Origin of the sequence: Streptomyces sp. NPDC059828 (assembly GCF_042731955.1) — a bacterium.
In the GTDB taxonomy this organism is placed as follows: domain Bacteria; phylum Actinomycetota; class Actinomycetes; order Streptomycetales; family Streptomycetaceae; genus Streptomyces.
In genome coordinates this window covers 1-25930 of record NZ_JBHWIW010000051.1, presented here as the reverse complement: position 1 = coordinate 25930, position 25930 = coordinate 1, and the positions used below count along the sequence as shown (strand labels likewise).

The window sequence follows — 25930 nt, the reverse complement described above, 5'->3', positions numbered from 1 at the left end:
GGGGTGCAGGGGGGCCATATGGCGATCAACGGGGCACTGGACGCGTGGATGCGCGACCGCACCGGCAGGGAGTGCCTGTACGTGCCGTCGTGCCGCTTCGGGCTGTACCTGGCGCTGCGTCACTGGTGCAGACCCGGAGGACGGGTGCTGATGTCGCCCGTCAACGACGACGTCATCTTCTTCGTGGTGCTCGCGGCCGGACTGCGGCCGGTGCAGGCGCCACTGCGCGCCCAGGACGGCTCCATCGACACGGCGGCCGTCCCCGACCCGGTGTGGCGGAGCCTTTCCGCCGTACTCACCACGAATCTCTACGGCAACCCCGACCCGGCGCCCGAGCTGCGCGCGCGCTGTGACGCGCTGGGCATCCCGCTGATCGAGGACGTGGCGCACGCGATCGGCTCACGGGTGGCCGACGGGCGGCCGGTCGGCGACTACGGCGACGCGTCGGTGTTCTCGCTCTCCAAGCACACCGCGGCCGGGACCGGCGGCTTCCTGACCGTCGCCGACCCGGCACGGCGCGCAGCGCTCGAAGAGGCCCGCGACGATCTGCTGCTGCCGCCACGTGCGGCATCCGAACTCGCCTACGCCCTGCGGCCTTACGCGGAGGCAGGGGTGCGCGGACTGCGGCTGGTGCGCGCGGCGCGGGCGGTGATGCGGCTGCTCGGTAGGGAGGAGCGCCGGGAGATACGTATGCCGCTGCGGGCCGCTGAGCTGGAGCGAGCGGTCGCCGCGGCCCCGGCGCTCGGACCGTTCCACTCCTGGGTGCGGGTCGATCTGCACGACTACCGGATCACGCCGGGACAAGCACGGCTGCGGCGCACCATCCGGCTCCTCGACCGTCTGGACGAACGCCTGACGGCCCATCTGGACGGCACGCGAAGGCTGTTGGACAGCCCCTGGGGAAAGCAGGGGCCGGGCCCCGTACAACCGCTGTTCCGTGTACCGCTCCTGGTGGCCGACCGGGACGCGGCCATCGCGGCCTTGGCGCGCCGTCGTATCACCACCGGCTATCTCTACGACCCGCCGCTCGACGACTACGCCTCCGAGCTGTTCACGGACCCGTCCCCGGACCCCGGTCCCGCCCGCTGGTTCGCCCGCCATGCCCTGCCCGCCGACCCGCTGAAGGCGGCACGCATCCTGGCGGTGCTGCGCGAGGAGGGCATTCGCCCTGCCGATGGGGCCCCCGCCGGGCAGGCCACTGGGAAGACCGGCCCGCACCGGGACGGGACCGGTGGCTGAAACCGCGAGACTGAGCGGAAGCGAACGCGGACGCGGCGCGGTTGCGCCGGAGGCCGCCGGGAAGACCGCACCGGGCACTCGGCGGGGCGGCGGGGACTCCATGTTCCGCAACGCCTATGCGCTGATGCTGTCGACCGGTGTGTCGGCGGCGCTGGGGCTGGGGTTCTGGCTGGTGGCCGCGCGGTACTACACCGAGGAGTCGGTCGGGCAGGGCTCCGCCGCGATCGCGGCGATGCGGCTGCTCGCATCGGTCACCGCAACCACGATGATCGGTGCCGTGGTGCGGTACGTGCCCAGGGCCGGCCGGGCCACGGCAGGACTGGTGTGGCGTGCGTACGCGGTCAGTTCCGCCGTCGTGTGCCTGGTGTGCGCGGGCTTCCTCCTCACGCTCGACCTGTGGGGGCCCTCCTACGCGCCCCTGCACGGTCCGACCGCCGGACTGGTCTTCACCGCCGCCTGTGTCGGCTGGGCGCTGCTGACCCTCCAGGACGGGGTGCTGACCGGGCTGCGCAAGGCGGTCTGGGTGCCGGTCGGCAACGCCGTGTTCTCGCTGGGCAAACTGCTGCTGCTCGTCGTGTTCGCCGCCGCCGTGCCGGTGCTGGGAGTGTTCGTCTCCTGGGCGGCGGCCATCGCACTGTCCGTGCTGCCGCTGGGCTGGCTGGTGTTCCACAGGTTGATCCCGCGCCAGGCGGCGGCCGACCACGACCGCGAACCGCTGGAGCTGCGGGCCATCGGGAGGTTCCTGGCGGGGGACTCGGTCGGTGCGCTGTTCTCGCTGGCGATGATCAATCTGGTGCCGGTGATGGTCGCCGTGCGGTTCGATGCCGCGCACAACGGCTTCTTCTACATCGCCTACACCGTCGGCGGCACCATGGAGTTCATGGCCATCAACATGGCCGCATCGCTGACCGCGCACGCCTCGCACAGCCCGGAGAGCCTGGCCGGTGGCGTACGGGGGGCGCTGCGCAGGATGGCGCTGCTGCTGGTGCCCGTGGTGCTCGTCCTCGTGGTGTTCGCGCCGCAGATCCTCGCCCCGTTCGGACCGGACTACGCCGAGCACGGCACCACGGTGCTGCGGCTGCTGGCCGTGGCGGCGCTGCCCCGGGTCGTGGTCGAGCTGTACATAGGCGTGCTGCGGGTCCAGGGACGCACGGGCGTGCTGGCGGCGCTCCAGGGAGTCATGTGCGCGCTGGTGCTGGGGAGTACGGCGGTGCTGCTCGGGCCCGTGGGGATCTCGGGCGCGGGGCTCGCGGTGCTGCTGTCCATGACGGTGATGGCCCTCGCCTCGGCACCGGGGGTCAGGGCTGCGCTGGCGGGACGGACACCGCGTGCGGGCCGTGCCGCGCGGCGGCGGCGCGTACCCGAGTACGGGACGGCCTGGGCGCGTCAGGCCGCGGATCAGCGGGCTGCCCACGAGGCGGCCGCACCGGGCCGGGACGCCGAGTCCCGGCTCGCCGCCTGCCTGTGGCTGCTGCTGGCGCTCGCCGCCGCGCTGTTCTGGGTACCGCTCACCCGGGCGGACGCGGTCGATGCCGGGCGGCTGTCCGGGACCGAGCTGCTCCACGCGCTGCCTGCGGTGACCGTCGGCGCGGGTGTGCTGCTGATCGTGGTGTACTGCGCGGCGCTGTCGTTGTGGCGGCTGCGCCCGGAGCTGGTCACCGCGGCGCTGCTGACCACCGTGGCCGCCCTCCACACGGCCCCGCCGCTGCTCGGTGTCCGGCCACGGCCTGCGCATGGCCCCTGGCTGGAGTCCTTGGGTCTCCTGGAGTCCTTCGACTCCTCGGGGTCCTTGCCCCGGGACGACGTGCTCGCGGTGCTGCCGTTCGTGCTCCAGTTGCTGTGCCTGGGACTTGTGGCCCTGTCGCTGGCCGCCGTCGCCGTGCCCGCCCGATGCGCGGCAGGCGCGCTGTGGGTGCTCGCCGTGGCGGGCTGGGCGGCTCAGGACGCCTTCGCCGCGGCCCCGCTGCCGGTGTTCCTGGGCTGCGCCGCGGTGACCGTGGCCTCGCTGGTGCATCGCACGTTCAGGGGCGGCGTCAGCGGGTCGGGACGGGCTGTCTGAAGTAGCCGTCCCGCCCGGCGATCCGGTACCCCTCGAGCCCAGGGCCGTCGTTGACGGTGAGGTCGCAGCCCGCGCCCGGCACAGCGCGGTTCCAGTGCACCAGCGCCCGCACCCGGGGCAGCGTCGGGGCGACCTCGGGGACACGGGTGTACCAGTCGCGCTGGCGCTGGGGCCGCACCGGATCGGGCGCGGTGGCGAACTCCGCGAGCATCAGCGGCTTGCGGTCGGAGACGTGCTCGCGCAGCCAGTCGTAGGAGGGGCGCTGGCTGCGGTCGAAGTCCAGCCAGTCCGGGGACTTGTGGCAGAGGTAGTAGTTGTACTGATCCATGCCGATCCAGTCCACGTAGTCATCACCCGGATAGAGCCGCTTCATCAGCTCGGCGTTGCCGAGGTAGCCGGAAACGGTCCACACCCACACCACGTTGTCGACACCCAGGACGCGGAACCGGTCGTGGAGATGGCGGTAGGCGGCGACGAACTCCTCCGGAGTGCCCGCGCCTTCCCTGATGCGGAAGTCGGTCTCCTGGTCGAAGGAGAGGAACAGGCGCTTGCCGTACGCCTTCAGGCGCCGTGCCTGCGGGTCGATGATGTCGCGGTCATACGCGCCGGAGGCGATGTTCTTCCAGCCGAGCTGGGTCTCCGTCCAGTTGGCGTGGTGCGGCTCGGTCCACACGGTGGACTCCCAGGCCAGCATCAGCAGCCGGTCCCGGCCCAGCTCCTGCTCGTCGGGGGTGAGCAGCTCGCCGTCCAGCGGGGTGCGGGACATGTCGTGGTAGTTGTAGACGAGATCGAGCCTGCGGCCGATCTTCTCCTCGAACGCGTACACCGCTTCGGTGAGCGAGCCGCTGGGCGCGTACGGGACATAGGCGCCCCACCAGGCCCCGCAGCGGGGCTCCAGCTGCGCCGTGGGCGCGCAGGAGCCCTGGGGGAGCGCGCCGGATGCCGCGTTGCCGGGCAGGGCATGTCCCCCCGGGGAGCCGGGGTCGTCCTCCTTCCCGTCACCGTGGGCGATCCACACCCCGAGACCGGCGAGCAGCGCACCGATGGTGGCGAGGACGACGGCGGCGTACGTACTCCTCGTGCCGCCCAAGCGTGCGAGGTGCGGCCCCGTCATCCGCCGCTCCCGGGTCCCGGGTCCGGTGTTGCGCGTGTCCGTTCGGCCGCTCCCCTGGTGGCAGCGGGCAGCGGCAGCCCGGGCAGAGCGGCGGCGAGCGTGGCGAAGCAGGCGAGCGACACCAGGAAGGCCGTGGCGGAGAAGGCCCGTACGAGCAGCAGCGAGGTGGCCGTGAGCGCGCCCAGCGAGAGGCTGACCGGGGCCGCGAGCGCCAGTGCCTCGAGCCGTGCCCCCGGCCGCAGTCCCCCGCCGTCCGGCTGCGGGTACAGCAGGGCGAGCCCCGGTCCGATGACGGTGAAGGCCAGGACCGGGATCCAGCGCAGCGGCGAACCGCCGGGCAGCGCGGTCGCGGCGAGGGCGATCCAGCCGGAGGCGGCCAGGGCCGTTCTGAGCCCGAGGTGGTTCGGCTTCAAGGCGTGCACAGCCTGCATGGTGATCTCCCTGTCGCGGTCATCGGATGCTCCTGGCTCTCCCTGGCTTCTCCGGGCTCTCGCGGGCGCTTCCCGGCTCTTCCTGTCAGCGGGTGCCGTACACGAGAACCAAGCCGTGCTCGCCCTCCTCGACCACGTGGAAGAGCGGGGATTCCCTGAGCGCGGCCTTCAACTCGGCGAAGCCACCGGGCGGCAGGTAGCCCTCACCCGTGACGGCCTTCTCCTGGGTCGGCGTGAGGATCACATAGGCGGGCCGTCCCTCGGGGATCCCCCGGGCCAGATAACCCGCCGGATCCTTGAGCATCCGCAGGTTCTCCGGGATGTCCTGCTCGGTGAAGAACCAGCGTTCGTAGTGGTCGTAGCGGTAGTACGCGCCGGGGAAGGAACCTGTCGTGGCGAGGATCAGCGCCCCCTCCGGCGCGCGGTCGTAGGCCCTTCTGGTCAGGGCGAGTTCGGCCGGCGGCGCGTAGTGCATGCCTTCCTTGCCGTAGTACGACGGCAGGAAGCCGGCCAGCAGGGCGGTGAGCGCAAGCGGCAGGGCGGCCAGCGCGGTACGCCGGGCGGCGGTGTGGCCCTGGCTGCGACCGGCCGCAGCCGGCACGAGCGCGGCTGCGGCGAAGAAGGCCGTGCCGGGCAGCCCGAAAAGGTAGACACGGAAGAGCATTTCGCCGCCGTAGTCGTTGACGGCGAACATCGGCACCGGCGCCGCCGCGGCCAGCAGCAGCGGCAGCGCACTGCGGGTCAGCCTGCGGCGCATCAGCACCGCCGCACCGGCGAGCACCGCCAGGACGCCCACCATGGCGATGTTGGCGGCACCGACCAGCTCGGGCCCTGGACCGGTCGGCTCCCCCGCGTATCCCGCGCGGGAGTTGGACAGCAGATCGCCGGCCGAGTCGCGCAGGGTGCCGAGCGTGTCCAGGAACAGCACCCGCCCCATGGTGAGGTCCCAGACCACCATGATCAGGACGGCGACGGCGAGCAGTCCCCCGTTGCGGTAGCGGCGGGTGAGGCAGAGCACGGCCAGCGTGGCGCACAGCATCACCGGGGTGAGCTGGTGGGACGCGTTGATCGCGGCGATCAGCGGAGCGACGATCGCGACGGCGACCGCCCGCTGCCGGGCCCCGGTGGGCGGCGGCACGGCGGCGGCTGCCGGGTCGAGCCTGCTCCGGTCGCGCAGCCGCCCGGCCGAGCCCGGCTTCACGAAGTGCCGTACGACGACGGCGAGCACGGTGAGATAGAGCAGATACGCGAAACCCTGCGGAGAGAGGTAGTCCTGCCCCACCCAGTTGGCGAGCTGGAAGATCCACACCGCCGTCCACACCAGCCGCCAGTCGTCGCTGAAGGTGCGGTAGACCAGCACGAGCACCGGCAGGGTGAGCACGCCCAGCGCGACGGGGGCCCAGTTGATGTACGAGGCGGCGGCGTCCACGCCGAAGGCCCGCACCAGCGCCGCGTTGAGCGAGAAGAACCCCGGCCACTGGTCGTACGCGGACATCCCGCCCGACAGCTCGGCGGTGGGATGGACCGCGCCCTCGGTCAGGATGCGGGTGATCACGGCGTCGTGCTTGGACGCCCAGGCATAGCGCACGGAGTCGTAGAGCAGCGCGGGCGGCGCCTTCAGCGCGACGAGCATCGCCAGGCTGTACCCGGCGGGCCACCAGGGAGCGGTCCCGGCGCGCCGCAGTGTGACCAGGAAGCCTGCCGTGAGCACGGCCAGGGCGCCGTAGTAGGCGGGCGGGAAGCGGTCGAGCAGACCGTAGTCGCCGATGTCGCGAAGGTCGGTGCGGGGCACGGAGTACAGCCAGAGGCCCGCGGCCACCAGCAGCGGCAGCCAGCTGAACAGGGTCTGCGGGCGGCCGACCAGCCGGGCGAGGCCGCGCCGCCGTGCGGCCGGGGGCGGTGGCAGCGCGCGGCTACCGGTGACCGCTGTGGGCACACGTTGCTGCACGGTGCGACTCCCCCCACGGATGTGGTCGCGGCTCGTCACGCCGCTGCCCCCTTGAGTGAATTATAGGAATCTGGTGCGCATTTGCACCGCTCTCGCACGCATGCGCAACGGACACGCAGGCACCGGGCCGATGGCTCATCCGGCGAACTCCGGGCCTCTCACCGCCGCCCGCGCCCGCCGCCAGAGCCGCCACCCCATCGTCGGCAGCGAGTCCGGGTACGGCGCGACCCGCGCTCCCGTGCCCTCCATCCACGCCTCGACGTCCGCCACGGTGTGCCCGCGCCGCACGATCAGCCGGGCGATGCGGTAGGCCTCGTCCCGCTCCGAGCTGAGCGCGTGGCGTACGGCGACGGCTGACTCGTATCCGGCGGCGCGGGCGGCTCGGCGTACGGCGCGGCTGTTGTAGCCGTGTGGATAGGCCAGGTGCCGCACCTCGTGGCCCAGGGTGTCCTCCAGGACCGCCTTGGAGTACCGCAGTTCGTGCCGCAGGCGCCGGGGCCCGAGGGTGTCGAGCTGCGGATGGGTGGCGGTGTGCCCGCCGACCTCCATGCCGTACTGCTCCAGCAGCGGCGCCTGGGCCAGCGTCATCATCGGGGCGGGCGGCAGCAGGCTGCGCAGCCCCGGGGTGATGGCGCCGGTGGTGAGGTAGGCGGTGGCGGGCAGGTGGCGGGAGGCGAGTGCCTCGGCCGTGGGGCCCGGCAGATCGGCGAAGCCGTCGTCGAAGGTCAGCAGCACGGGCCGGGGCGGCAGTGGCGCACCCCGGCCGCGGAGGTGGTCGGTAAGGGCGCTGATGGTCACCGGGGTCCGCCCGCTGGCCCGGACGGCATCGAGCTGGGCGGCGAAGTCCCTTGGCGTGACACTGAATTCGGCGATCCAGCCGGGCGGGTCCTCCATCACGGCGTGGTAGAGCAGCACGGGAACACGGGCGGACACCGGCGCACTTCCACCGTTCATCGCGTCGCCTCCCCGGTCCTCCAGGGCAGCGGCAGCCCCCGTACCCGCCGGCGGGCCCGCAGATATCCGAGGGGTCCGTACAGCATGCCCCGGCGCTCCAGCCGGGACAGCTCCCGGGGCCACGCGTGCTGCTGGGCGTCGTGCTCTCCCGGCACCCCGCCCTGCCCGTCTCCCCGCCGGGCGGTCATCGCGCGGGCGTGGGCGAGGCCGCGCGGCAGCCGCGCGAGCAGCGCGGGCAGCAGAGCGGGGCGGCGGGCCACGAGGGCGGTCAGGTAGGCGGTGAGCCCGGCGCCGTAGCCGTACGCCTGATGGCGCAGGTCCTGCGGGGTCTCCCGGTGGTGGTGCCAGACGACGGCGTCCGGGGTGTAGTGCAGCCGGTGCCCGGCGGCCAGGATCCGTACGAAGGCGTAGAGATCGTCCCCGCCCCGTGCGGGCGTCCCGGTTCCGGTGGCCGGGTCGAACCCGCCGACGGCGCGCAGCGCGTCGGCGCGGAAGGCCATGCTGGCGCCGGACCCGAAGCGCCCGGCCGTGAACGGGAACAGCGGCTCGGCGGTGCCGGCGGGCGGGCGGGCCGGGTCCCAGGTGCGGGCGGTGAAGCCCTTGGCGAAGCCGCCGTGGCTTTCGAGCAGTATCTGCGCGGGTGTGGTGAGCCGCGCCGGGAGGATCAGACCGGTCACACAGCCGATACGGGGATCGCCGGCGAACGGCGCGCTGAGCGCGCTGAGCCAGTGCGGGTCGGCGATCACGTCATCGTCCGTGAAGGCGAGTACGGCTCCGCCGGCTGCGGCGACGCCCCTGTTGTGCGCGGCGGCGAGACCGGGCACGGGCTCGCGCACGTAGTGAACCCGGCCGGCGTACTTGTGGGTGACGAGATCCCGGGTGGCGTCGGTGAGGGGTGCGTTGTCGACGACGACGATCCCGTAGTCCGGGTGGTCCTGGGCGAGCAGCGAGTCGAGGGCGGCCGTGAGACGGCCGGGCCGCTCGCGGGTGGCGACGACCACACTGGTGGGCGGTGGTTCACGGCCGGGAGCCCGAGGGGGCGGTGTGCTGCCGGCGGTTCCGTCCAGCCGCTGCCGGGCCAGCCCGGCGAGTACGGTGGCCGGGTCGGCGCCTTCGGGCACGGTCCCGGTGAGGCTGGCGACGGGCCGCCCCCGCAGGCGTACGAGCACGAACACCTCGCCGGCGACGACGGGGGGCGCTCCCGGCGCGGGTCGCAGGTCGAAGCGGGCACCGTCGAGATCGAGTTCGGCGACCTGGAACATGCGTTTCCCCCTCACCGGCCCCGGAGCCGGCCGAGCTGTTTCAGTGCCTGCTTGGCGTGCTGGGCCAGCCGTGGCCTGTCGCGTACATAGCTGTGGGCGCGCCGGACGGGCTCGCGGCTCAGCCGGTGCAGCACGGCCCGGGCCCCCGGCCGGGTCGACGAGCCGCCGTGGACGCGGAGTTCGCCGGTCTTGAGCGAGTCCTTGTACTCGGCGGCGCCCCGCCCCAGGTCGAGCATTCCGATGCCCTCGGACGCCGCGGCCTCCGCCATCCGGAGATGAAGGATCAGCCCCGGCGAGTACTTGGCGAAGTCGGTGTCGTACGCGGGAAACCAGCAGGACAACACCGTGCGCGAACGCAGCCCGAAGTGCGCGGCGACCGGCCGGTCCGCCGCGTACAGCACGGACAGCACCCCGGAACAGCCCGGCGTGCGGGTCCCGTGCAGCCGCCGCACGAGCGCGCTGATCCAGTCCTGGGCGAAGCGGTCGCGTCGGCCCGTCCTGCGGTACTGCGCGGACTTCCACGCCATGAGGGTGCGCAGCGCGGCCGGATCGCGCTCGTCGAAGACGAACCGCACCGCGCCGGCGCCCGTCTGCCGGGCCAGCTTGCGCTGCTTGGCCGTCGTGGTCCGGTGGAACTTGGGCGCGTGCCGCCGCAGATGCTCCTCGTACGCGGCGAAACCCCCGCCGATGTCGATCACGGGTGAGCCGAACTCCTCGCCGCTGTCCGGGAGGAACACCGTCTGCCCGGCCTCCAGGTTGTCGAACTCCCAGGTGGCCAGCGAGCAGTCGCGCAGCAGCTCCCGCGCCGACAGCCGCACCCCGGGCCGCAGCACCAGGCCCTGGCAGTCGGAGACCCCGAGCCCGATGGCACGGCCCTGCCCGAAGGGCCCCTTCTCGTACGGGAAGAAGCCGGCCGGACTCCCGCCCTCCTCGATCACCGCGACCCGCGCGCGCGGCCGCACAGCCGCGACGGCGAGGGTGAACTCGGGCTCCATGAACGGATTGGCGGGAGCCCCGGACTTGGCGCGCAGCTCACGCCAGGACTCGCATTCGGTCCCGCCCAGCTCCCCCGGCTTGATGACACGCGTGTGCAGACCGCTCGAACCGCTCAACTCGACCCCCCGGTCTCCCCCTGAGCTTCCCCGGACAGGACGGTACCGGCCGAAAACCTCCCGGGACAGGGTGAGACGGTCAATCCGTGACCAGCGCTACGAATGAGTCGTTCAGCGACGGGTGTTGCCGGTCAGCGTCCGGCAGTGCAGCGCGTCCGGAGTCCGCGCGGAGCCGAACCGTCCGGTGTACGCGATCCCCGCCGCGTACTCGCCGTCCGCGCACCGCCCCTTGTGGCGGCCGTACGCGAAGTCGCCGCCCCTGGGAGCCGTGCCCCTGTTGTCACCGCGGTCGAATCAGACGGTGCGGCCGCTGCCGCTCGTGTCGAGTCTGCCGGGCGGTGCCGCCGCGGGACACCCGTTCCTCAGTCGAGGATGTGCCGCAGATAGGACTGCGGGTCGGCGAGATAGCGGCGCCAGTGGTCGACCAGGGACAGCCGGCCCCAGGCCACCCGGCGCATGCCGTGCTCACCGACCTCGATGATGTCGGCACCCGGCATCGCCGTCAGCAGCGGGGAGTGAGTGGCGCAGATGACCTGGCCCCCGGTCTTCACGAGCTGGTCGACACAGCCGATGAGCTCCAGACAGGAGGTGAAGGAGAGCGCCGCCTCCGGCTCATCCATCACATACAGCCCCGGCTGGAGGAACTTCCCCCGGAACGCGGCGAGAAAGCCCTCACCATGGCTGACGGAATCCGGCGCGAACCCCTCCCGGTCCAGCGCGTCCAGAGCCGTCTCGGCCCGCAGGAAGAACCCCTTCCGCGCCGACCAACTCCCCAGCATGCGCCGACCACGGGGCGCGGGGTCGAAGCGCATCCGCTCGCCCAGCGCCGACTTGGCGCGATGGCTGGCGTAGCGCCAGTCGTGCGAGCCGCCCCAGGGGTCCAGCCCGAAGCCCTCGGCGAGGGCCTCGACGAGGGTCGACTTACCCGAGCCGTTCTCACCGACGAGGAACGTCACCGGCGCGGTGAAGCGCAGCCCGTCCGCCAGCAGCGCCCGCACGCAGGGCACGGACCAGGGCCAGGCCGTGTCTTCCTGCTCGGCCACATGTGCGTACGCACGTTCGATAATCACGTGGCGAGTCTTTCACAGGGCACGCAACGCGCCGGTGCGCGCGGATCACCAACGCCGCCGGCTGGACCACCTGCGCCGGGCGACCAACTGCCCTCTTCAGCGGGCTTGTCACCGGCCGCACCACCTGACTGCCGGGCAGCCACCCGGCGTGCGCGGTCAGACCACGCGAGCACCCCGCCGCCACACCTCGCCGACCAGCGGCACACCCGGGCGGTACGCCAGGTGCACATGCGACGGCGCGTCGAGGAGGGCGAGGTCCGCACGGGAGCCCGGGGCGAGGCGCCCGATGTCCGTGCGGCGCAGGGCGGCGGCGCCGCCCGCCGTGGCGGACCAGAGGGCCTCATCCGGGGTCATGCCCATGTCGCGCACGGCGAGGGCGATGCAGAACGGCACGGAGGAGGTGAAGGAAGAGCCGGGGTTGCAGTCCGTGGACAGCGCGACCGTCACCCCCGCGTCGATCAGCCTGCGGGCATTCGGCCACTCGGCACGGGTGGAGAACTCGGCGCCCGGGAGCAGGGTCGCCACGGTGTCGCCGTTCGCGAGCGCGTCCACGTCCTCGTCCGTGAGGTGCGTGCAGTGGTCGGCGGACGCCGCGCCGAGCTCGACGGCGAGCTGGACCCCCGGGCCGTAGGTGAGCTGGTTGGCGTGGACACGCGGGACGAGCCCCTTGGCCATGCCCGCCGTCAGCACCGCACGGGCCTGGTCCCCGTCGAAGGCGCCCTTCTCGCAGAACACGTCCACCCAGCGGGCGTGCGGCGCGCAGGCGTCCAGCATCTCGCCCGTGACAAGGGCGACGTAACCGGCGGGGTCGTCGGCGTAGTCCGGGGACACGACATGGGCGCCGAGGTAGGTGACCTCGTCGGTGTGCCGGGCGGCGATACGGAGCGCCCGCTCCTCGTCGTGGGTGGTCAGCCCGTAACCGCTCTTGGTCTCGAAGGTCGTGGTCCCCTGCCGCAGCGCCTCTCCCAGATACCGGGTGAGGTTGCCCTCCAGCTCCTCGTCGCTGGCGGCACGGGTGGCGGCGACCGTGGTGCGGATCCCGCCCGCGGAATAGGCCCGACCGGACATCCGGGCATTGAACTCCTGGGTCCGGTCCCCCGCGAAGACCAGGTGCGAGTGCGAGTCCACGAACCCGGGGATCACGGCCCGCCCGCCCGCGTCGTACCCCTCGTCGGCGGCGGGCGCGGCGGCGGCGGCGCCGGTCCAGGCGACGGTGTCACCCTCGATGACCAGGGCGGCGTTCTCGATCAGCCCGAGGGGGCCGTTGCCGGCGGCGGGGTCGTTGGTGACGAGGGCGCCGATGCTGGTGATGACGGTGCTGGTCATGCATCCCATGCTTCCACAGGGGTCCGGGCCCCTGTCGCGAGGGCGTATGTAGGCTCGGGGCGCATGACGGGGGAACGATCACCGCGACGGCATCGGCACCGGACGGCACTGCTGTGGACGCGCCGCGTCATCGCCTGTGCCGTCAGCCTCTGCGCCCTGCTCGGTACGGTCCGCCTGATCGCCCCCGCGACGGGCGGCACGACCGGCGAGCCCCCCGGGGTCCAGCGGCAGCTGGCGTTCCTGCGGACGGCCCTGGACGACGGGGCCGGTGACGAGGCCCAGCAGCTCTTTCCCGAGGGGTACTTCTTCCTGCACGCGCTCTACGGGCTGACCTGGGTCGAGCTCGGGATACGGAAGCCGGAAGGCGACACGACTCGGGCCGAAGCGCTGCGGGAGGCCCGCTGGGCGCTGGCACGGCTGGACTCGCCGCCGGGCCGCGCTCCGTTCAGCGAGGATCTCGTCCCGTCGTACGGCGTCTTCTACCGGGGCTGGACGAACTGGCTGCGCGGCGGCGTCCTGAGCCTGCAACCGGCCGCACGCCGCGACCCGGCCGAGGTACGCCGGTTCACGGCCGACTCGGCGGCGCTCGGCGCGGCCTTCGACGCCTCGGAGTCGTCGCCGTATCTCGCCGCCTACCCCGGCCAGGCGTGGCCGGTGGACTCGACGGTGGCGATGGCCTCACTGCGGCTGCACGACAAGCTGCTGCCGCCCCGGTTCGCGGGAACCGCCGACCGCTGGCTGCGGGCGGTACGCGACCGTCTCGACCCGCGCACCGGTCTGCTGCCCCACCGCGTGGACCTCGCGACCGGCGCCCCGGCCGAGGTGGCCCGGGCCACCTCGCAGAGCATGATCCAGCGCTTCCTGGTCGACATCGACCCGTCCTTCGCGGACCAGCAGTACGCCCGCTTCCGCGACCGGTACGTGACCAGGCCGCTCGCCCTCGGCCCAGCGGTCCGCGAGTACCCCGACGGTCTGGACGGCCCCGCCGACGTGGACTCAGGACCCCTCCCTCTGGGCGTGAGCCTCTCCGCCTCGGTGGTCACGGCGGGCGCCGCCCAGGTCCACGGCGACGCCCCGCTCGCCGAGGGCCTGACCAGCTTCAGCGAGCTGCTGGGCGCACCGGTCGACACCCCGTGGACCAAGCGCTATGCCTTCGGCCTGGTCCCCGTCGGCGATGCCTTCCTCGCCTGGTCGAAGACCGCACGCCCCTGGGTGTCCGACGCCCCCGCGCCGCCTGCACCGAGCCTGACGTGGTGGTGGCGGCTGCCGCTGCTGGTGATGCTGCTCGCCGTGGGCGTCGCGCCCTGGGTCCCCGCGCTGGTGCGCCGGTACCGGGCTCGGGGCGGCACGTGATCACGCTCGGCCCACTGCCTCTGTGTCCCGCGCAAGAGGGCCGCCGCCGGCACGTCGGTGCTCTCCGGTACCGGAAGCGTGGGGTCCATCACAGCGCGCACGAGCCCGGAGCTGATGAAGTGCCCACGTGATCGGACTGATTCTGCGCGTTCTCCCCTATTGGGTCCGCGAACCCGTGCTGACCGTCCTCGGCACTGCCTTCGCCGGCATGCTCTTCTACGTGTCCGCGCGGGACAGTGACCTGACTTTCGCCGGCCTCGGTGTCGTGGTGCTGGCGTTCACCGCCGTACGCGTCTATGGCATGGTCCGCCTGCTGCGCGCCCGCCGCCTGCTCAAGGAGTCCGCGCCAGCCGGTCGGTGAGCGGCGGCCTTCGCCTGGACGCTGCCCACTGCTGCCGCTCACGTGTGGTCGACCTATATCCGCCACACCGACCGCCACACTCAGCCGACCCGGACGTTAGAGGTCCCGGCGAAGGGCCGCTGCGCTCTAGTGACGAAGGGCGCCGGGGGCCTCGGAGGCGTACGCGACGAAGCCGGACCATGCGGCGGAGCCGAAGTTGAGCCGAGGGCCGCGCGGGTTCTTGGAGTCACGGATGTGGACGCTGGGGCGGGAAGAGTTGGAGGCCGCCTCGACGCAGTCTCCCTCGCCACCGTTGAGCCAGGCGACCTCGACGCACTCGTTGCTGTTGCTGCTGTCGCTGTAGCTGCTCTTGAACCACCGCAGTCGCAGGCCGTCCCCAGTGGAGGGCTTGAGGGTCATATCTCTCCCAGCACTTGCTCGATGAAGGCCAGTGACTCCCGTGGGGTGAGAGCCTGAGCCCGGATGATGCCACACCGTAGCTCGATGATCCGGAGCTGTTTGGGCTCGGAGACCGGGCGGCCGTTGAACACGCCTTCCGCCCGGCCCACGGCCGTTCCGTCATTGAACTTCAGCACCTGCATCTCGCCGGCCATTCCCGCGTGGTCGTCCCGGTCTGTCGGCATCACCTGAATCTCGACGTGCCGCAACCGGCCAAGCTCCAGCAGATGTTCGAGCTGATGGCGCAGCACCCCTGTGCCCCCGATGGGGCGACGCAGGGTCACCTCTTCCTGAACGAAGTTCAGGGACGGCACCGGCACGCGCTCGAAGATCGAATGCCTCGCTATGCGCGCCTCGACCAACCGCTGGACCTCGTCGGGCACATGAGCGGGCCGACGCATCTCGAACAGCGCCGTCGCATACTCCTTCGTCTGAAGCAAACCGTGGAGGTTGTGACTGCCGTATGCCGCGACCTCGACTGCCTTCGCCTCCAGCTTTGCCAGCTCGCGGACCGGCTTCGGGTACCGCGCCTCCGCCAGCTTCTCCTGCATCGCAGTGATCTTCCCGCCCGCACCCAGCTCCCGATCCATGCTGTCCAGATACTCCGGACGCGGAATCCGGGCACCACGTTCAACCTTGCGAATCTGGTCCTCGCCGTATCCGATGCGCGGTGCGAGCTCTGAGACCCTCAGCCCCACGCTCTCTCGCCAGATCTTGAGCTGGCTGCCCACCATCTCGACCACCGGCGCGATCTCGTCCTCCGGATCGACGTCCCAACCGGGCTCGTCCGCCCCACCGTCCACGTCCGTCACGCTGCTCACCTCGCACCCACCACCCTTCGACCGCGCCACGCGCTGATCGTGTCCAACGCCCGGCATACCCGCCCGTCACTCGATACAGCCGAGACAAAGCAGGACAGCACCGGGACAGTCACGGTACGTATCGACTGCATCACTGTTCAGGGTAGATTCGCGGCACCACGCTGAGTCGCATGAACCAGCGAACTCGGCAACCTCTCGCCACTGCCTTGCAATTCAACATCCGACTGTCCTCAACCCGCCGGGGCGCGGTCTCGCCCGGCTGCTCGCCGTTGAGCAGCTGCGTTCGTGGGGCCTGGCCTCGGATGCCGCCGTCCATGTCATCGCCGAGCTGGCCGCGAACGCCGCGCTACACGGACGGATCTCGGGGCGGGACTTCCGGCTGCACCTGGAGGTGACGCCGAGCACCCTCCGTATCGAAGCGACCGACACACGCGGTGATCGTCTGCCCGCGCCCCAACCGGTCGCCCCCGACGAGGAATCGGGTCGGGGGCTGCTTCTCGTCGGTGCCCTCGCCGACCGGTGGGGCGTCCGGCCCGGGCCGATGCCGTGCAAGACGGTGTGGGCCGAGATCGATCTCGTACGCCGATAGGCGCCAGCGCGATATTCGGTGGTGGCCTGTGCTGACGCGCACGAGGATGCCCGGATGGACTCAGGTGAACGCATCGACGACGCAGAGGCAGCGGTATCCCGCTGGACCCCGTCCACCGTCCACCCCGACATGTGGATCGACCCGGACGACGATCCGCGCGAGTCGAGCACCGAGACGGTCGACGAACGGAGCACGCTGCTCGACGGGCTGCGCCACTTCCGCCTCACCGTGGAGATGAAGTGTGCGGGGCTGGACGCCGATCAGATGGCCTTGCGCTCCGTACCGCCCTCCACCATGTCCCTGCTCGGGTTGGTGCGGCACATGGCCGAGGACGAACGGCACTTTCGCCGGCAGGCCGGTCAGGACCTGCCCAGGATCTACCGCACCCCGGAGGACCGCGACGGCGACTGGAACGGTGCGGTCGCCGACCCGGCGGTCGTGGAGGACGCCTGGCGCCGGTGGCGGGCCGAGATGGAGGTGACGGACCGGTTCATCGCCGGCTTCGCCGACCTCGGCGCCCGACCCGGTGGGGACGTGCAGCTCCGCGACATCCTGGTGGCTCAGATCTCGGAGTACGCGCGGCACTGCGGCCACGCCGACCTTCTGCGCGAGCGGATCGACGGCCGGGTGGGCCAGTGATCACCCGTCCCCGCGCCGGTGTTCGGCCCAGACATAGCTTTCCGGCAGCAACTCGGTGATACGGACGGTCCGGATGCGGTCGCCTTCGCCGACGATGACCTTGAGCGCGGGAAAATAGTCGAGAAGGACCTGACGGCACCGTCCGCACGGAGGATTACCCCGCGCTCGCGGTCGCCCACGGCGACGACCGTGTCCAGCTCATGGACACCCTGGGCGGCTGCCGCACCGACGAGCACCAGTTCGGCGCAGGGGCCGCCCGTGAAGTGGTAGGCGTTCACCGCTGTGACGATCCGTCCGTCCCGGGCGCGGCCCGCGGCGGCCACGGTGTGGTTGTCGCCCCGGCAGCGCGTGCGGGCGACATGGGCTGCCGCCTCGATGAGATCTTGGTCGACATGCTGGGTGGTCGGCCTGGTCATGCCCTCCGCCTTCGTCCGGGTGTCAGTCGACGCTCGCCCAGGTGAGCGGGCTCCGCAAGCGGAAATCGCCGGCACCTCCCTCGCCGAAGTCCGGAAACCCAGGCATCGGTGACCTGCGCACCGGCGACCCAGGATCCGGTGGCGCAGGATCCGGTCGCGCAGGCGCCAAGAGAGCAAAGAACCGGGAGAAAGAACCCACCCCACCCCACCGTGGTGAGCTCGAGCCCCTGGGTCACTCACGCGGGTGATCCTGACCCGGTTGGCTGGATTTCCGCGCGACATTCAGGGCAAGGTCGGCACCGACCAACTCGTGCATATACCACGGCATATGCGACGGCCCCCGGCCGGGACTGGCATCCCGAACGAGGGCCTCACCACCCAGGAAGAAGCACCTTCCCGATGGCTGATACGCAGCTTAACGCGCCCAAGTACGCTCAGGAGCAGGTTCACCGACCGGGCCGCGGCGTCACCAAGGTGATTGCCGCACACACATCCGATTTCACGGTCGTCGGCAACCATCTCGCCCAGCACCGCGAGTTGTCGTGCATGGCGATCGGCCTCGCCGTCCACATCCTGTCGCTGCGGGACGGATCGCGGGTGGACATCCGCAGCCTGGCGGACAGGTTCCCTGAAGGACGCGACCGGTTCGCCGAGGCGCTCCGGGAGCTGGAGAAGCACGGGTACCTGGCGCGCGTACGACAGCCGTTGGCGGACGGCACCTGGACGACGGTCACTCATGCGTACAACAATCCGGCGGCCATCGCCGCCCAGCGAGCGCGTGAGGCGGTGACCGCGGCCGAGGCGGCGGACGTCGCGAGCCCGGAACCGGCTCCGAAGCCGCCCGCCGAACCGCCCGCACCCGCACCCGCACCCGCACCCGCACCCGCACCCGCACCACGGTCGGCCCCGGTACGACCCCCGCTCCCCACCCCCAGGGCGTACGCCCCCGACCTCCGCCGCATCGCCGCCGACCTGCTCAGCGGCCTGCGCGTACAGGAACCACGACTGACCCTCGCCAACGGGACGTACGACGGCTCGCCCCCGCCGTCGCCGCCTGGCTGGAACGCGGAACGGCCCCCGACGCCGTACGGCAGGCCCTCACCAGCGGCCTGCCACCCGGAACCCTGCACCACCCGGCCGGCTTCCTCGCCCACCGCCTCACCGCGCTGCTGCCGCCCCTGCTGCCGACCGGCACGGCGCCACCGCCACGCCCCGACCCGCTCCAGAACTGCGACCTCTGCGACCGCGCCTTCCGCGCGCGGGGACCAGGCCGCTGCCGCTCCTGCCGCAGCGGCACCTCGCCGATGGACGATTCATGACGACATCCAACGGACCTGCCTCAAGGCACTCGTTGCTCCCGAAGGAGCAGACATGACGCATCAGGACCTGGCCGAACGGCCGGGCATCGCCGCTGCCGTCATCGTGCACGAGGGGCGTGTGCTGCTGGTGCGCCGACGGGTCGGCGAGGGGCGGCTCTCCTGGCAGTTCCCGGCCGGAGAGGTCGAGCCCGGTGAGGCACGCGAAGCCGCTGCGGTGCGGGAGACCCGGGAGGAGACCGGCCTGGAGGTGGCCTCCGTGGAACAGCTCGGCGAGCGGGTGCACCCGAACACCGGACGGCTGATGTCCTACACGGCCTGCGAGGTGCTGGGCGGCACCGCCCACGTGGCGGACGCCGAGGAGCTGGCCGAGCTCGCGTGGGTCGCGCTCGGCGAGATCCCGCGGTACGTGCCGTACGGGCTCTTCGAGCCGGTGCAGCAGTACCTCGACGAGGCCCTTCGCACCTGATCGTCCGCGTCCACGCGAGTCAAAGGGGACTGACAGATCACCATCGGTGTGGTTACGATGCCCGCGATGATGAACTTCTCCTCATTCGGATTGGGGGAATCGTTCGCTCAGGGTGAGTGCTGATGGCACATCACTTCGCGAACGAGTTTCCGTCCCGACTGCTGATGTGGCAGCGCGTGCGTGAGTACGCCGTGCCACCGTCCATGATCGAGACTGCGACCGCACGGCGTGCGGTCGGCGACTGGGCGGGGGCCTGCGCCGCTGCCCGGATCGATGTCGATCTCGATCTGCGCGCCGTGGGCCGTCGCCACGGCACCGGTCTTGTCACCCGCCTTCGCGCGGATCTGCGCCTGCTGGCGCCGGATCTGCTGCGCTGGCACATGCCCCGTAGTGCCCCTGACGGGCTGCTCCGTCCCGGACTCACCGTCTGCCTGGCCCGGTACCCGGGTTCCGGTTCCGGCGATGCACCGCTGCAGTTGGTGGTGCGGACACCCCCGGCCTGGGCGGATGCCGGGCAGCGGATGTCCCTGGCGTTGTGGGACGGATCCGGGAACGACGACCCCGGGCATCACCCGCACCCGCATCCCGACCGGCGTTTCCGGCTCGATCTGCACCGGCATCTCTGGGATGCCGGACGGAGCGGTGAGCTGGGGTCGCGGTGTGCCGCCGGGGACGATTCCCCTTGGGCGGTGGCGCGTTGGGCCGCCGAAGCCGAGCTGCTGTTGCGCGCCGAGGGGCAGAGTCCTCGTGGGGCGTTCACCGTTCGGCTCGCGGCGCGAAGCAGCGCCGTGCTCGAGCTCGTGGCTCCCGACGACAGCCACGCCCCGATGCTGCGTGAGGCGCCGCCCCCGCGGGAGGTCGCCGCGCTGCCGGTGCTGCCGGAGGCTGCGGCCCGGGTGCTGCCGGATCTGGAGCTCCTGGACGCCGGGCTGATCACGATCGGGCGGTTGCATCCGCTGGTCGCCCCGGCCCTGGCGCCGTTCGGAACGATGACGCCGGCGCTCGGCGCCCAACCCGGGTCCCGTGATCCGCACCGGGTGGAGTGCCGGGGCGAGGTGCACCGCATCGCGCCGCGGGACGGGGTGCTGACGGCCGTCGATCACGACGCGGACCAACTGCGCCGCGAGGAGCTGCTGGTGGCACTCGGCGGGCCGCCGCTGCCCTGCCTGCGGGCGATCGACGCGGTGCACCGCAGCCCTGAGGCACTGCCCGCGGTACGGGAACGCCTGGGGCACGGCGATGTGGCCGGTGCGCTGGCGGTGGTCGAAGGGCTGCTCGGGCCCGGTGCCGTGCTGCGCGACGGGCCGCTCCGGGAGGCACTGGAGTCGGCCGTGACCCGGCGCATCGACCACGGGCTCTTCCGCTCCGGGCTGGTCGCCGTGCACCCGGCTGCCGGTGTGGACAGGGCGTCACAGGGGCGCCCTCGCCCTGATCTCCGTATGCCTCGCGCCATGCGGCGCAAGCGCGGCAGCCTGACCCGTCCCCGCTACGCCCTGACCGGCTGAACTTCCGCCGCCCCGCCCAGTTCACCGAAGTGCCTTTCCCCACGGTGCGTTCGCGCCTTCCCCTACCCCATTCGAGGTGATGCCCATGACTTCCCGTACCTCCGCTCCCGCCCGTCTCTCCCTCGCCGACGACCTCCTCGCCCTCCTGCGGACGACCACCACGGAGCCCCGCCCCGACGAACAGCTCGAAGCCCTCACCCTGGCCGTGTCGGCCGACCTGCCCGTGCTGCTCTGGGGCGAGCCGGGCATCGGCAAGACCGCTGCCCTGACCCAGCTCGCCGACTCCCTCGGCCTGCCGCTGACGACCGTGATCGCCAGCGTCCATGAACCGTCCGACTTCTCCGGGCTGCCCATCGTGGGCGACGCCCCTGAGACGCAGGGGGTGCCGATGGCGCCGCCGCAGTGGGCTGTGGAGCTGGTACGGGCCGGGCGTGGGCTGCTGTTCCTGGACGAGCTCTCCACCGCCACCCCGGCTGTCCAGGCCGCACTGCTCCGGGTCGTCCTGGAGCGGAGGGTCGGTGCGCTGCAACTCCCGTCAGGGGTGAGGATCGTGGCAGCGGCGAATCCGCGCGCTTCAGCGGCGGACGGGTGGGAGCTCAGCCCGCCGCTGGCCAACCGGTTCGTGCATCTGTACTGGGTGCACGACCGGGAAGTGGTCGTACGCGGGCTCGGCGGGGTCTGGCCCCGGGCGGAGCTGCCCCGGCTCGTGCAAGAACGGCTGCCGGAGGCGGTGGCCTTCGCCCGGCGCGCGGTCTGCGGCTTCCTCCAGGCCCGGCCCACGCTGATCCACCGGCTGCCGAACAGCGAGACGCGGCGCGGAGGCGCCTGGCCCTCGCCCCGCAGCTGGGAGGCCGCGCTGACCCTGCTGGCGTTCGGCACGGCGGCCTCGGTGTCGCGGGAGGTGCTGGCGTTGCTGGTGCGGGGCGCGGTCGGGGACGGGCCCGGGCTTGAACTCCTCGCGCATCTGGACCGGATGGACCTGCCGGACCCGGAGTCGCTGCTGGCCGATCCGGGCTCCGTCGAGCTGCCCGTACGGGGCGACCTGCGTCAGGCGGCGCTGGAGGGGGTGGTGGCCGCGGTCGGGGCGAGGCCGGAACGGGAGCGCTGGGAGGCGGCTTGGGCGGTGCTGGTCCGGGCGCTGGAGACCGGGGCTCCGGACCTGCTGGTGGGCCCGGCCACCACGCTCGCCGCGCTGCGGCGCGACGCCTGGGAGGTGCCGGAGGCGGTGGAGCGGCTGGCCGGGGTGATCGGTCTGGCCAGGCGTGCGGACCGGTCGGTGGGGCGGGCCAGGGCAGGAGCGACTGCCGTGGCCGCGGCGGGTGCGGGCCGATGACGGGAGCCAGGGCGAAGCGCCCGCTGCCGCGACCGATGGCCCGGCCCCCGGCGCCGCGTCCGGTACGGGCCGCCGTGCCGTCGGCGCCGGACGGCTTCCCGGGCGGGGCGGAAGGAGGCCGGGCCGCCGAAGAGCCCGTACTCCGGCTGGACATGGAGAAGCTGCTGGCCGCCCGGCTGCACGCGGTGAAGGTCCGTCCCTACCTGGCCGCCGCGCTGTTCGCGCTGCACGTGGTCGAGGACCGTTCGGTGCCGACGATGGCGGTGGACGCGCACTGGCGGTGCTACGTCTCGCCCGCCTTCGTGGCGCGCATGCCGGTGGAGGAACTGGCGGGCGTCTGGGTGCACGAGGTCTCCCACCTGCTCCGGGACCATCACGGGCGCGGCGAACGCTACGCGCGGGAGCACGGGGCACACGGGCCGGGTGAGCGAAGCGGGACGGGGGTCCGCCGGGCCGAAGGCCGGGAGAGGCTGCGTCGGAACATCGCCGCGGACTTCGAGATCAACGACGACATCTACGGCGACGGCCTGCCCCGGCCCGTCGGGGCGGTGCTGCCATCGCTGCTGGGGCTGGATGACGGGCTGCTGATGGAGGAGTACCTGCGGAGGTCGTCGATGTGCGGGCTCGTCGCGGAGCTGGCCTGGCTGGACTGCGGCAGTGGTGCCGACGGGCAGGAACGACCCTGGGAGCTGGGGCCCGACGGGGCCCACGGGCTCACGAAGCAGCAGCGGGACGCGGTCCGCTTCCGGGTCGCTGAGGGGATCAAGGGCCGTCCGGGCGACGCTCCGGACGGTTGGCGGCGATGGGCGGACGAGGCGTTTCATCCGCCGCAGCCCTGGCGGCAGTTGCTGGGGGCTGCGATCCGGTCGGCGGCGAGCGCGGCAGGAGCGGGCGGGAACCACAGCTACCGCCGCCCGTCCCGGCGCTCGGCCTCCGTGCCCGGGGTGGTGCTGCCGAGCCTGCGCCGAACGCCGCCCCGGGTCTGTGTGGTGATCGACACCTCCGGCTCGGTGAGCGACGCCGAGCTGGGCAGCGCGCTGCTGGAGGTGGCGGCGATCTCGCGCGCGGTGGGCGGGCGGCGCGACCTGGTCTCGGTGATCTCCTGCGACGCGGCGGCCGGGGTCGCCGTACCGATCTGCCGCGCCGAGAAGATCGAGCTGATCGGCGGCGGCGGTACGGATCTGCGCTCCGGCTTCGCCCGCGCGCTCCGCGCCCGGCCGCGTCCTGACGTGATCGTCGCCCTGACGGACGGCCAGACGCCATGGCCATCGGCGCCGCCGCCCTGCCGCACGGTCGTCGGCCTCTTCCCGCGTCCCGCCCAGGACGAGGACGAGGACGACCCCGACTACGTCCCCGACACTCCGCCACCCTGGGCGCAGGTCGTCACCATCGGCTGAGCGGAGCGCACCGGTCGTCGTCCGACGGGCCGTCTGCTGCAGTGCCTTCTGTGCCATCAGCAACTCCCGGGCCGGCTCAGGGGGTCGCCGTGTGCCTGTGCCCTGATCGGCGTCCGTACGGCATACGCCGGCATCCTCGACGGGCAGACCAGCCGCCCATCGAGCGCCAGGGCACGTGCGGGTGGCCCGATTCGGCGGCTGAGCAACAGGTTCGCGAGCGGCCTGGGCACGCTTCTCCCGTGGAAACCCTGCCGCGTTCAAAACGGCGGGCGGCTCAGCCCCGCAGTGCCCCGATCGTCTCCGCCAGCGCCGACGCCACATCCGGTACCAGGGTGTGCACCCCGTCCCGTACCACCTGGCGTCCCGCCACGACGGTGTGCCGGACGTCCGCCGCCGTCGCCGCGAAGACCGCGGTCTCGGCGCCGAGCCTCGGCACCGGACCCGCCGTGCGCACGGAGTCGAGGGCGATGGTGGTGAAGTCGGCGAGTGCGCCCGCTTCGAGGCTGCCCGCGTCCTCCCAGCCGAGGGCCGCGTGGCCGTCGGCGGTGGCGGCGCGCAGCAGGGCGGCTGCCGTCCAGTGGCCGCGGGTGCGCGAGCGCAGGCGCTCGTTGAGCTCCATCGCGCGGGCCTCTTCGAGCAGGTCGATGACGGCGTGGCTGTCGCTGCCGAGCGACAGGGGGCTGCCGGCCCGGCCCAGGGCCACGGCGGGGCCGATGCCGTCGGCCAGGTCCCGTTCGGTCGTCGGGCACATACAGGTGCCGGTGCCGGTCGAGCCGAGCAGGCTGATGTCGTCGTCCGTCAGGTGGGTGTTGTGGACGCCGGTCGTGCGCGGACCGAGCACTCCGTGGTCGGCGAGCAGCCGGGTCGGGGTGCAGCCGTGGGCGGCGAGGCAGGCGTCGTTCTCGGCCGTCTGTTCGGAGAGGTGGACGTGCAGGGGTGCGCCGCGGTCGGCGGCCCAGGCGGCGACCGTCGACAGCTGGTCGGCGGGGACGGCCCGTACGGAGTGGATCGCCGCGCCGATGCGCACCAGCTCGCCGTCCTTCAGCTGCGAAACCCGTGCGGCCCAGGCGTCGGCCGTGCCGTCGGAGAAGCGGAGCTGGTGCTGGTCCGGGGCCTTGCCGAAGCCGGAGGACAGATAAGCGGTGTCGAGCAGCGTGATCCGGATGCCCGCGTCGGCCGCCGCCGCGACCAGCGCCTCGCCCATCGCGTTGGGGTCGGCATAGGGGGCGCCACCGGGAGCGTGGTGCACGTAGTGGAACTCGCCGACGGCCGTGACCCCGGCGAGCGCCATCTCCGCGTACACGGCGCGCGCCAGCGCGTGGTACGAGTCGGGGGTCAGCCGCGAGGCGACCTGGTACATGAACTCGCGCCAGGTCCAGAAGGTGCCCGAGCCGACCTGCACCAGTCCGCGCAGGGCCCGGTGGAATGCGTGGGAGTGGGCGTTCGCGAGGCCGGGGAGGGTGAGGCCGCGCAGCACGACGGCCCCGGGGGGCGGGGTCGCGACCCCGGTCGTGACGGCCTTGATCCGGCCGCCGACGGCCTCGATGACCACGCCCGGTTCGACGTTGGTGTCGAGCCAGGCGTGCTCCAGCCAGTACGTCTGCGTCACCTGCACGCGAGTCCCTCCAGTACGTCGGCGAGTGCGAGGACCCCGGCGACGCAGTCGTCCTCGGCCGCGTGTTCGGCCGGGGAGTGTGAGACGCCCGTCGGGTTGCGTACGAACAGCATGGCGGTCGGGATGGAGCCGGAAAGGATTCCGGCGTCGTGTCCCGCGCCCGTGCCCAGCAGCGGGGCCCGGCCGCCGAGCAGCGCACCGATCTCGTCGCGCAGGGCATGGCCGAACTCGACGACCGGGGTGAACGACTCGCGTACGACGGCGAGGTCGACGCCGTCGCGCTGGGCGCGGTCCTTCGCGGCCTGTTCCACGGCGGCGACGACCTTGTCGAGGGTGGCCTGGTCGGCGGCGCGTGAGTCGAGCCAGCCGCGGACGAGGGAGGGGATGGCGTTGACGCCGTTGGGTTCGACGGCCACCTTGCCGAAGGTGGCGACGGCGCCCGCGAGTTCGGCCTCGCGGCGGGCGGCGAGCACGGTCTCGGCGTAGCTGAGCATCGGGTCGCGGCGGTCGGCGAGCCGGGTGGTGCCCGCGTGGTTGGCCTCGCCCCGGAAGTCGAAGCGCCAGCGGCCGTGCGGCCAGATGGCGCTGGCGATGCCGACGGGGTCCCCGGACAGGTCGAGCGCGCGGCCCTGTTCGACGTGCAGCTCGACGAACGCGCCGATACGGGAGAGGCGCTCGGGGTCGGGGCCGATGGCATCCGGGTCGTATCCCGCCGCTTCCATGGCCTGCGGCAGCGACACGCCGTCGCCGTCGCGCAGCTTGTGCGCCTGTTCCTTGGTGAGCTGCCCGGCAGCGAGGCGGGAACCGACGCAGGCGAGGCCGAACCGGGCGCCCTCCTCGTCGCCGAAGTTGGTGATGGCGAACGGCTTGGTGAACTCAGTTCCTCTGCGGCGCAGTTCGTCGAGGGCGGCGAAGGCGGAGACGACCCCGAGCGGACCGTCGAAGGCGCCGCCGTCGGGGACCGAGTCCAGATGGGACCCGGTCACGACGGCGTCACCGGCCATGGGATCGCCTTGCCAGGCCCACTGGTTGCCGTTGCGGTCGGTCTCGTGCACCAGCCCGCGCGCCTCGGCCTGCTCCCGGAACCAGGCCCGGCAGTCGGCGTCGGCGCCGGTCCAGGCGTAGCGGCGGTAGCCGCGGGTCTCCGGCTCGCGCCCGATGGG

At 72.6% G+C, this 25930-nt stretch carries 21 protein-coding genes and 3 pseudogenes; 10 read left to right on the top strand and 14 right to left on the bottom strand.

Features of this window, described 5'->3' with window-relative positions; all coding sequences use genetic code 11:
- Positions 1 to 48 precede the first annotated feature (48 nt).
- Together ACFV6V_RS25880 and ACFV6V_RS25875 are read left to right on the top strand one after the other, a co-directional pair.
- The gene (locus ACFV6V_RS25880; protein ID WP_385569405.1) at positions 49 to 1239 is read left to right on the top strand and encodes a DegT/DnrJ/EryC1/StrS family aminotransferase; all 1191 of its coding nucleotides are present in this window, start codon (positions 49 to 51) and stop codon (positions 1237 to 1239) included.
- Positions 1232 to 3298, top strand: coding sequence for a lipopolysaccharide biosynthesis protein (locus ACFV6V_RS25875; protein WP_385569342.1), 2067 nt, complete (start codon positions 1232 to 1234; stop codon positions 3296 to 3298). The genes ACFV6V_RS25880 and ACFV6V_RS25875 overlap by 8 nt, the downstream gene beginning before the upstream one ends.
- On the opposite strand, the gene ACFV6V_RS25870 is transcribed toward ACFV6V_RS25875, so the two are convergent.
- The 9 genes and pseudogenes from ACFV6V_RS25870 to hutI all read right to left on the bottom strand — a co-directional run bounded on the left by ACFV6V_RS25870 (position 3273) and on the right by hutI (position 12515).
- A complete protein-coding gene (locus ACFV6V_RS25870; RefSeq protein ID WP_385569340.1) occupies positions 3273 to 4412 on the bottom strand; it encodes a glycoside hydrolase family 26 protein in 1140 nt (379 codons plus the stop codon). The genes ACFV6V_RS25875 and ACFV6V_RS25870 overlap by 26 nt on opposite strands.
- The gene (locus ACFV6V_RS25865; protein WP_385569338.1) at positions 4409 to 4843 is read right to left on the bottom strand and encodes a hypothetical protein; all 435 of its coding nucleotides are present in this window, start codon (positions 4841 to 4843) and stop codon (positions 4409 to 4411) included. The genes ACFV6V_RS25870 and ACFV6V_RS25865 overlap by 4 nt, the downstream gene beginning before the upstream one ends.
- 85 nt (positions 4844 to 4928) lie before the next feature.
- Positions 4929 to 6791, bottom strand: coding sequence for a hypothetical protein (locus tag ACFV6V_RS25860; protein WP_385569337.1), 1863 nt, complete (start codon positions 6789 to 6791; stop codon positions 4929 to 4931).
- Between the two features lie 135 nt (positions 6792 to 6926).
- Positions 6927 to 7745, bottom strand: a complete 819-nt coding sequence (locus tag ACFV6V_RS25855; RefSeq protein WP_385569334.1) for a polysaccharide deacetylase family protein — start codon at positions 7743 to 7745, stop codon at positions 6927 to 6929.
- Positions 7742 to 9007, bottom strand: coding sequence for a glycosyltransferase family 2 protein (locus ACFV6V_RS25850; RefSeq protein WP_385569332.1), 1266 nt, complete (start codon positions 9005 to 9007; stop codon positions 7742 to 7744). Before ACFV6V_RS25850 ends, ACFV6V_RS25855 begins: the two co-directional genes overlap by 4 nt.
- Positions 9008 to 9018: 11 nt before the next feature.
- Complete coding sequence (locus ACFV6V_RS25845) at positions 9019 to 10119, bottom strand: GNAT family N-acetyltransferase (RefSeq protein ID WP_385569329.1); 1101 nt, start codon at positions 10117 to 10119, stop codon at positions 9019 to 9021.
- A gap of 111 nt (positions 10120 to 10230) precedes the next feature.
- A pseudogene (locus ACFV6V_RS25840) lies at positions 10231 to 10545 on the bottom strand (hypothetical protein); the annotation flags it as partial.
- Positions 10482 to 11189, bottom strand: coding sequence for an AAA family ATPase (locus ACFV6V_RS25835; protein ID WP_385569327.1), 708 nt, complete (start codon positions 11187 to 11189; stop codon positions 10482 to 10484). The gene ACFV6V_RS25835 and the pseudogene ACFV6V_RS25840, both read right to left, overlap by 64 nt.
- A gap of 156 nt (positions 11190 to 11345) precedes the next feature.
- Positions 11346 to 12515 (bottom strand): imidazolonepropionase, encoded by a 1170-nt coding sequence (hutI, locus tag ACFV6V_RS25830; protein WP_385569324.1) that lies wholly within the window; start codon positions 12513 to 12515, stop codon positions 11346 to 11348.
- Positions 12516 to 12578: 63 nt separating this feature from the next.
- On the opposite strand from hutI, the gene ACFV6V_RS25825 reads away from it, so the two are divergent.
- Both ACFV6V_RS25825 and ACFV6V_RS25820 read left to right on the top strand, forming a co-directional pair.
- On the top strand, positions 12579 to 13868 hold the full coding sequence (locus ACFV6V_RS25825; RefSeq protein WP_385569321.1) for a hypothetical protein: 1290 nt from the start codon (positions 12579 to 12581) through the stop codon (positions 13866 to 13868).
- Between the two features lie 127 nt (positions 13869 to 13995).
- Positions 13996 to 14229, top strand: a complete 234-nt coding sequence (locus ACFV6V_RS25820) for a hypothetical protein (protein WP_385569319.1) — start codon at positions 13996 to 13998, stop codon at positions 14227 to 14229.
- A 126-nt stretch (positions 14230 to 14355) separates the two neighbouring features.
- On the opposite strand, the gene ACFV6V_RS25815 is transcribed toward ACFV6V_RS25820, so the two are convergent.
- A complete protein-coding gene (locus tag ACFV6V_RS25815) occupies positions 14356 to 14628 on the bottom strand; it encodes a DUF397 domain-containing protein (protein WP_385569317.1) in 273 nt (90 codons plus the stop codon).
- A complete protein-coding gene (locus ACFV6V_RS25810) occupies positions 14625 to 15488 on the bottom strand; it encodes a helix-turn-helix transcriptional regulator (RefSeq protein ID WP_385569314.1) in 864 nt (287 codons plus the stop codon). The genes ACFV6V_RS25815 and ACFV6V_RS25810 overlap by 4 nt, the downstream gene beginning before the upstream one ends.
- Before the next feature lie 170 nt (positions 15489 to 15658).
- Here ACFV6V_RS25810 and ACFV6V_RS25805 point away from each other — a divergent pair.
- A pseudogene (locus ACFV6V_RS25805) lies at positions 15659 to 16077 on the top strand (ATP-binding protein).
- Between the two features lie 54 nt (positions 16078 to 16131).
- A complete protein-coding gene (locus ACFV6V_RS25800; RefSeq protein ID WP_385569311.1) occupies positions 16132 to 16716 on the top strand; it encodes a DinB family protein in 585 nt (194 codons plus the stop codon).
- On the opposite strand, the pseudogene ACFV6V_RS25795 reads toward ACFV6V_RS25800, so the two are convergent.
- Positions 16717 to 17132: pseudogene (locus ACFV6V_RS25795) on the bottom strand (cytidine deaminase family protein).
- 1371 nt (positions 17133 to 18503) lie between these two features.
- Here ACFV6V_RS25795 and ACFV6V_RS25790 point away from each other — a divergent pair.
- From ACFV6V_RS25790 to ACFV6V_RS25775, 4 genes are all read left to right on the top strand, one after another.
- Complete coding sequence (locus ACFV6V_RS25790; RefSeq protein WP_385569402.1) at positions 18504 to 18917, top strand: NUDIX hydrolase; 414 nt, start codon at positions 18504 to 18506, stop codon at positions 18915 to 18917.
- A 122-nt stretch (positions 18918 to 19039) separates the two neighbouring features.
- A complete protein-coding gene (locus ACFV6V_RS25785; protein ID WP_385569309.1) occupies positions 19040 to 20422 on the top strand; it encodes a hypothetical protein in 1383 nt (460 codons plus the stop codon).
- 85 nt (positions 20423 to 20507) lie between these two features.
- Entirely contained in the window at positions 20508 to 21755 is a 1248-nt protein-coding gene (locus ACFV6V_RS25780; RefSeq protein ID WP_385569307.1) for an AAA family ATPase, read from the top strand.
- A gap of 152 nt (positions 21756 to 21907) precedes the next feature.
- A complete protein-coding gene (locus ACFV6V_RS25775) occupies positions 21908 to 23152 on the top strand; it encodes a VWA-like domain-containing protein (RefSeq protein ID WP_385569400.1) in 1245 nt (414 codons plus the stop codon).
- Positions 23153 to 23426: 274 nt separating this feature from the next.
- Here ACFV6V_RS25775 and ACFV6V_RS25770 read toward each other — a convergent pair whose 3' ends face one another.
- Together ACFV6V_RS25770 and ACFV6V_RS25765 are read right to left on the bottom strand one after the other, a co-directional pair.
- Positions 23427 to 24767 carry a formimidoylglutamate deiminase gene (locus tag ACFV6V_RS25770; protein WP_385569305.1) on the bottom strand — a complete coding sequence of 447 codons (1341 nt, stop codon included), beginning with the start codon at positions 24765 to 24767 and terminating at the stop codon, positions 23427 to 23429.
- Positions 24758 to 25930 (bottom strand): allantoate amidohydrolase (locus ACFV6V_RS25765; protein ID WP_385569303.1); only part of this gene is annotated, 1173 nt, incomplete at its 5' end. The genes ACFV6V_RS25765 and ACFV6V_RS25770, both read right to left, overlap by 10 nt.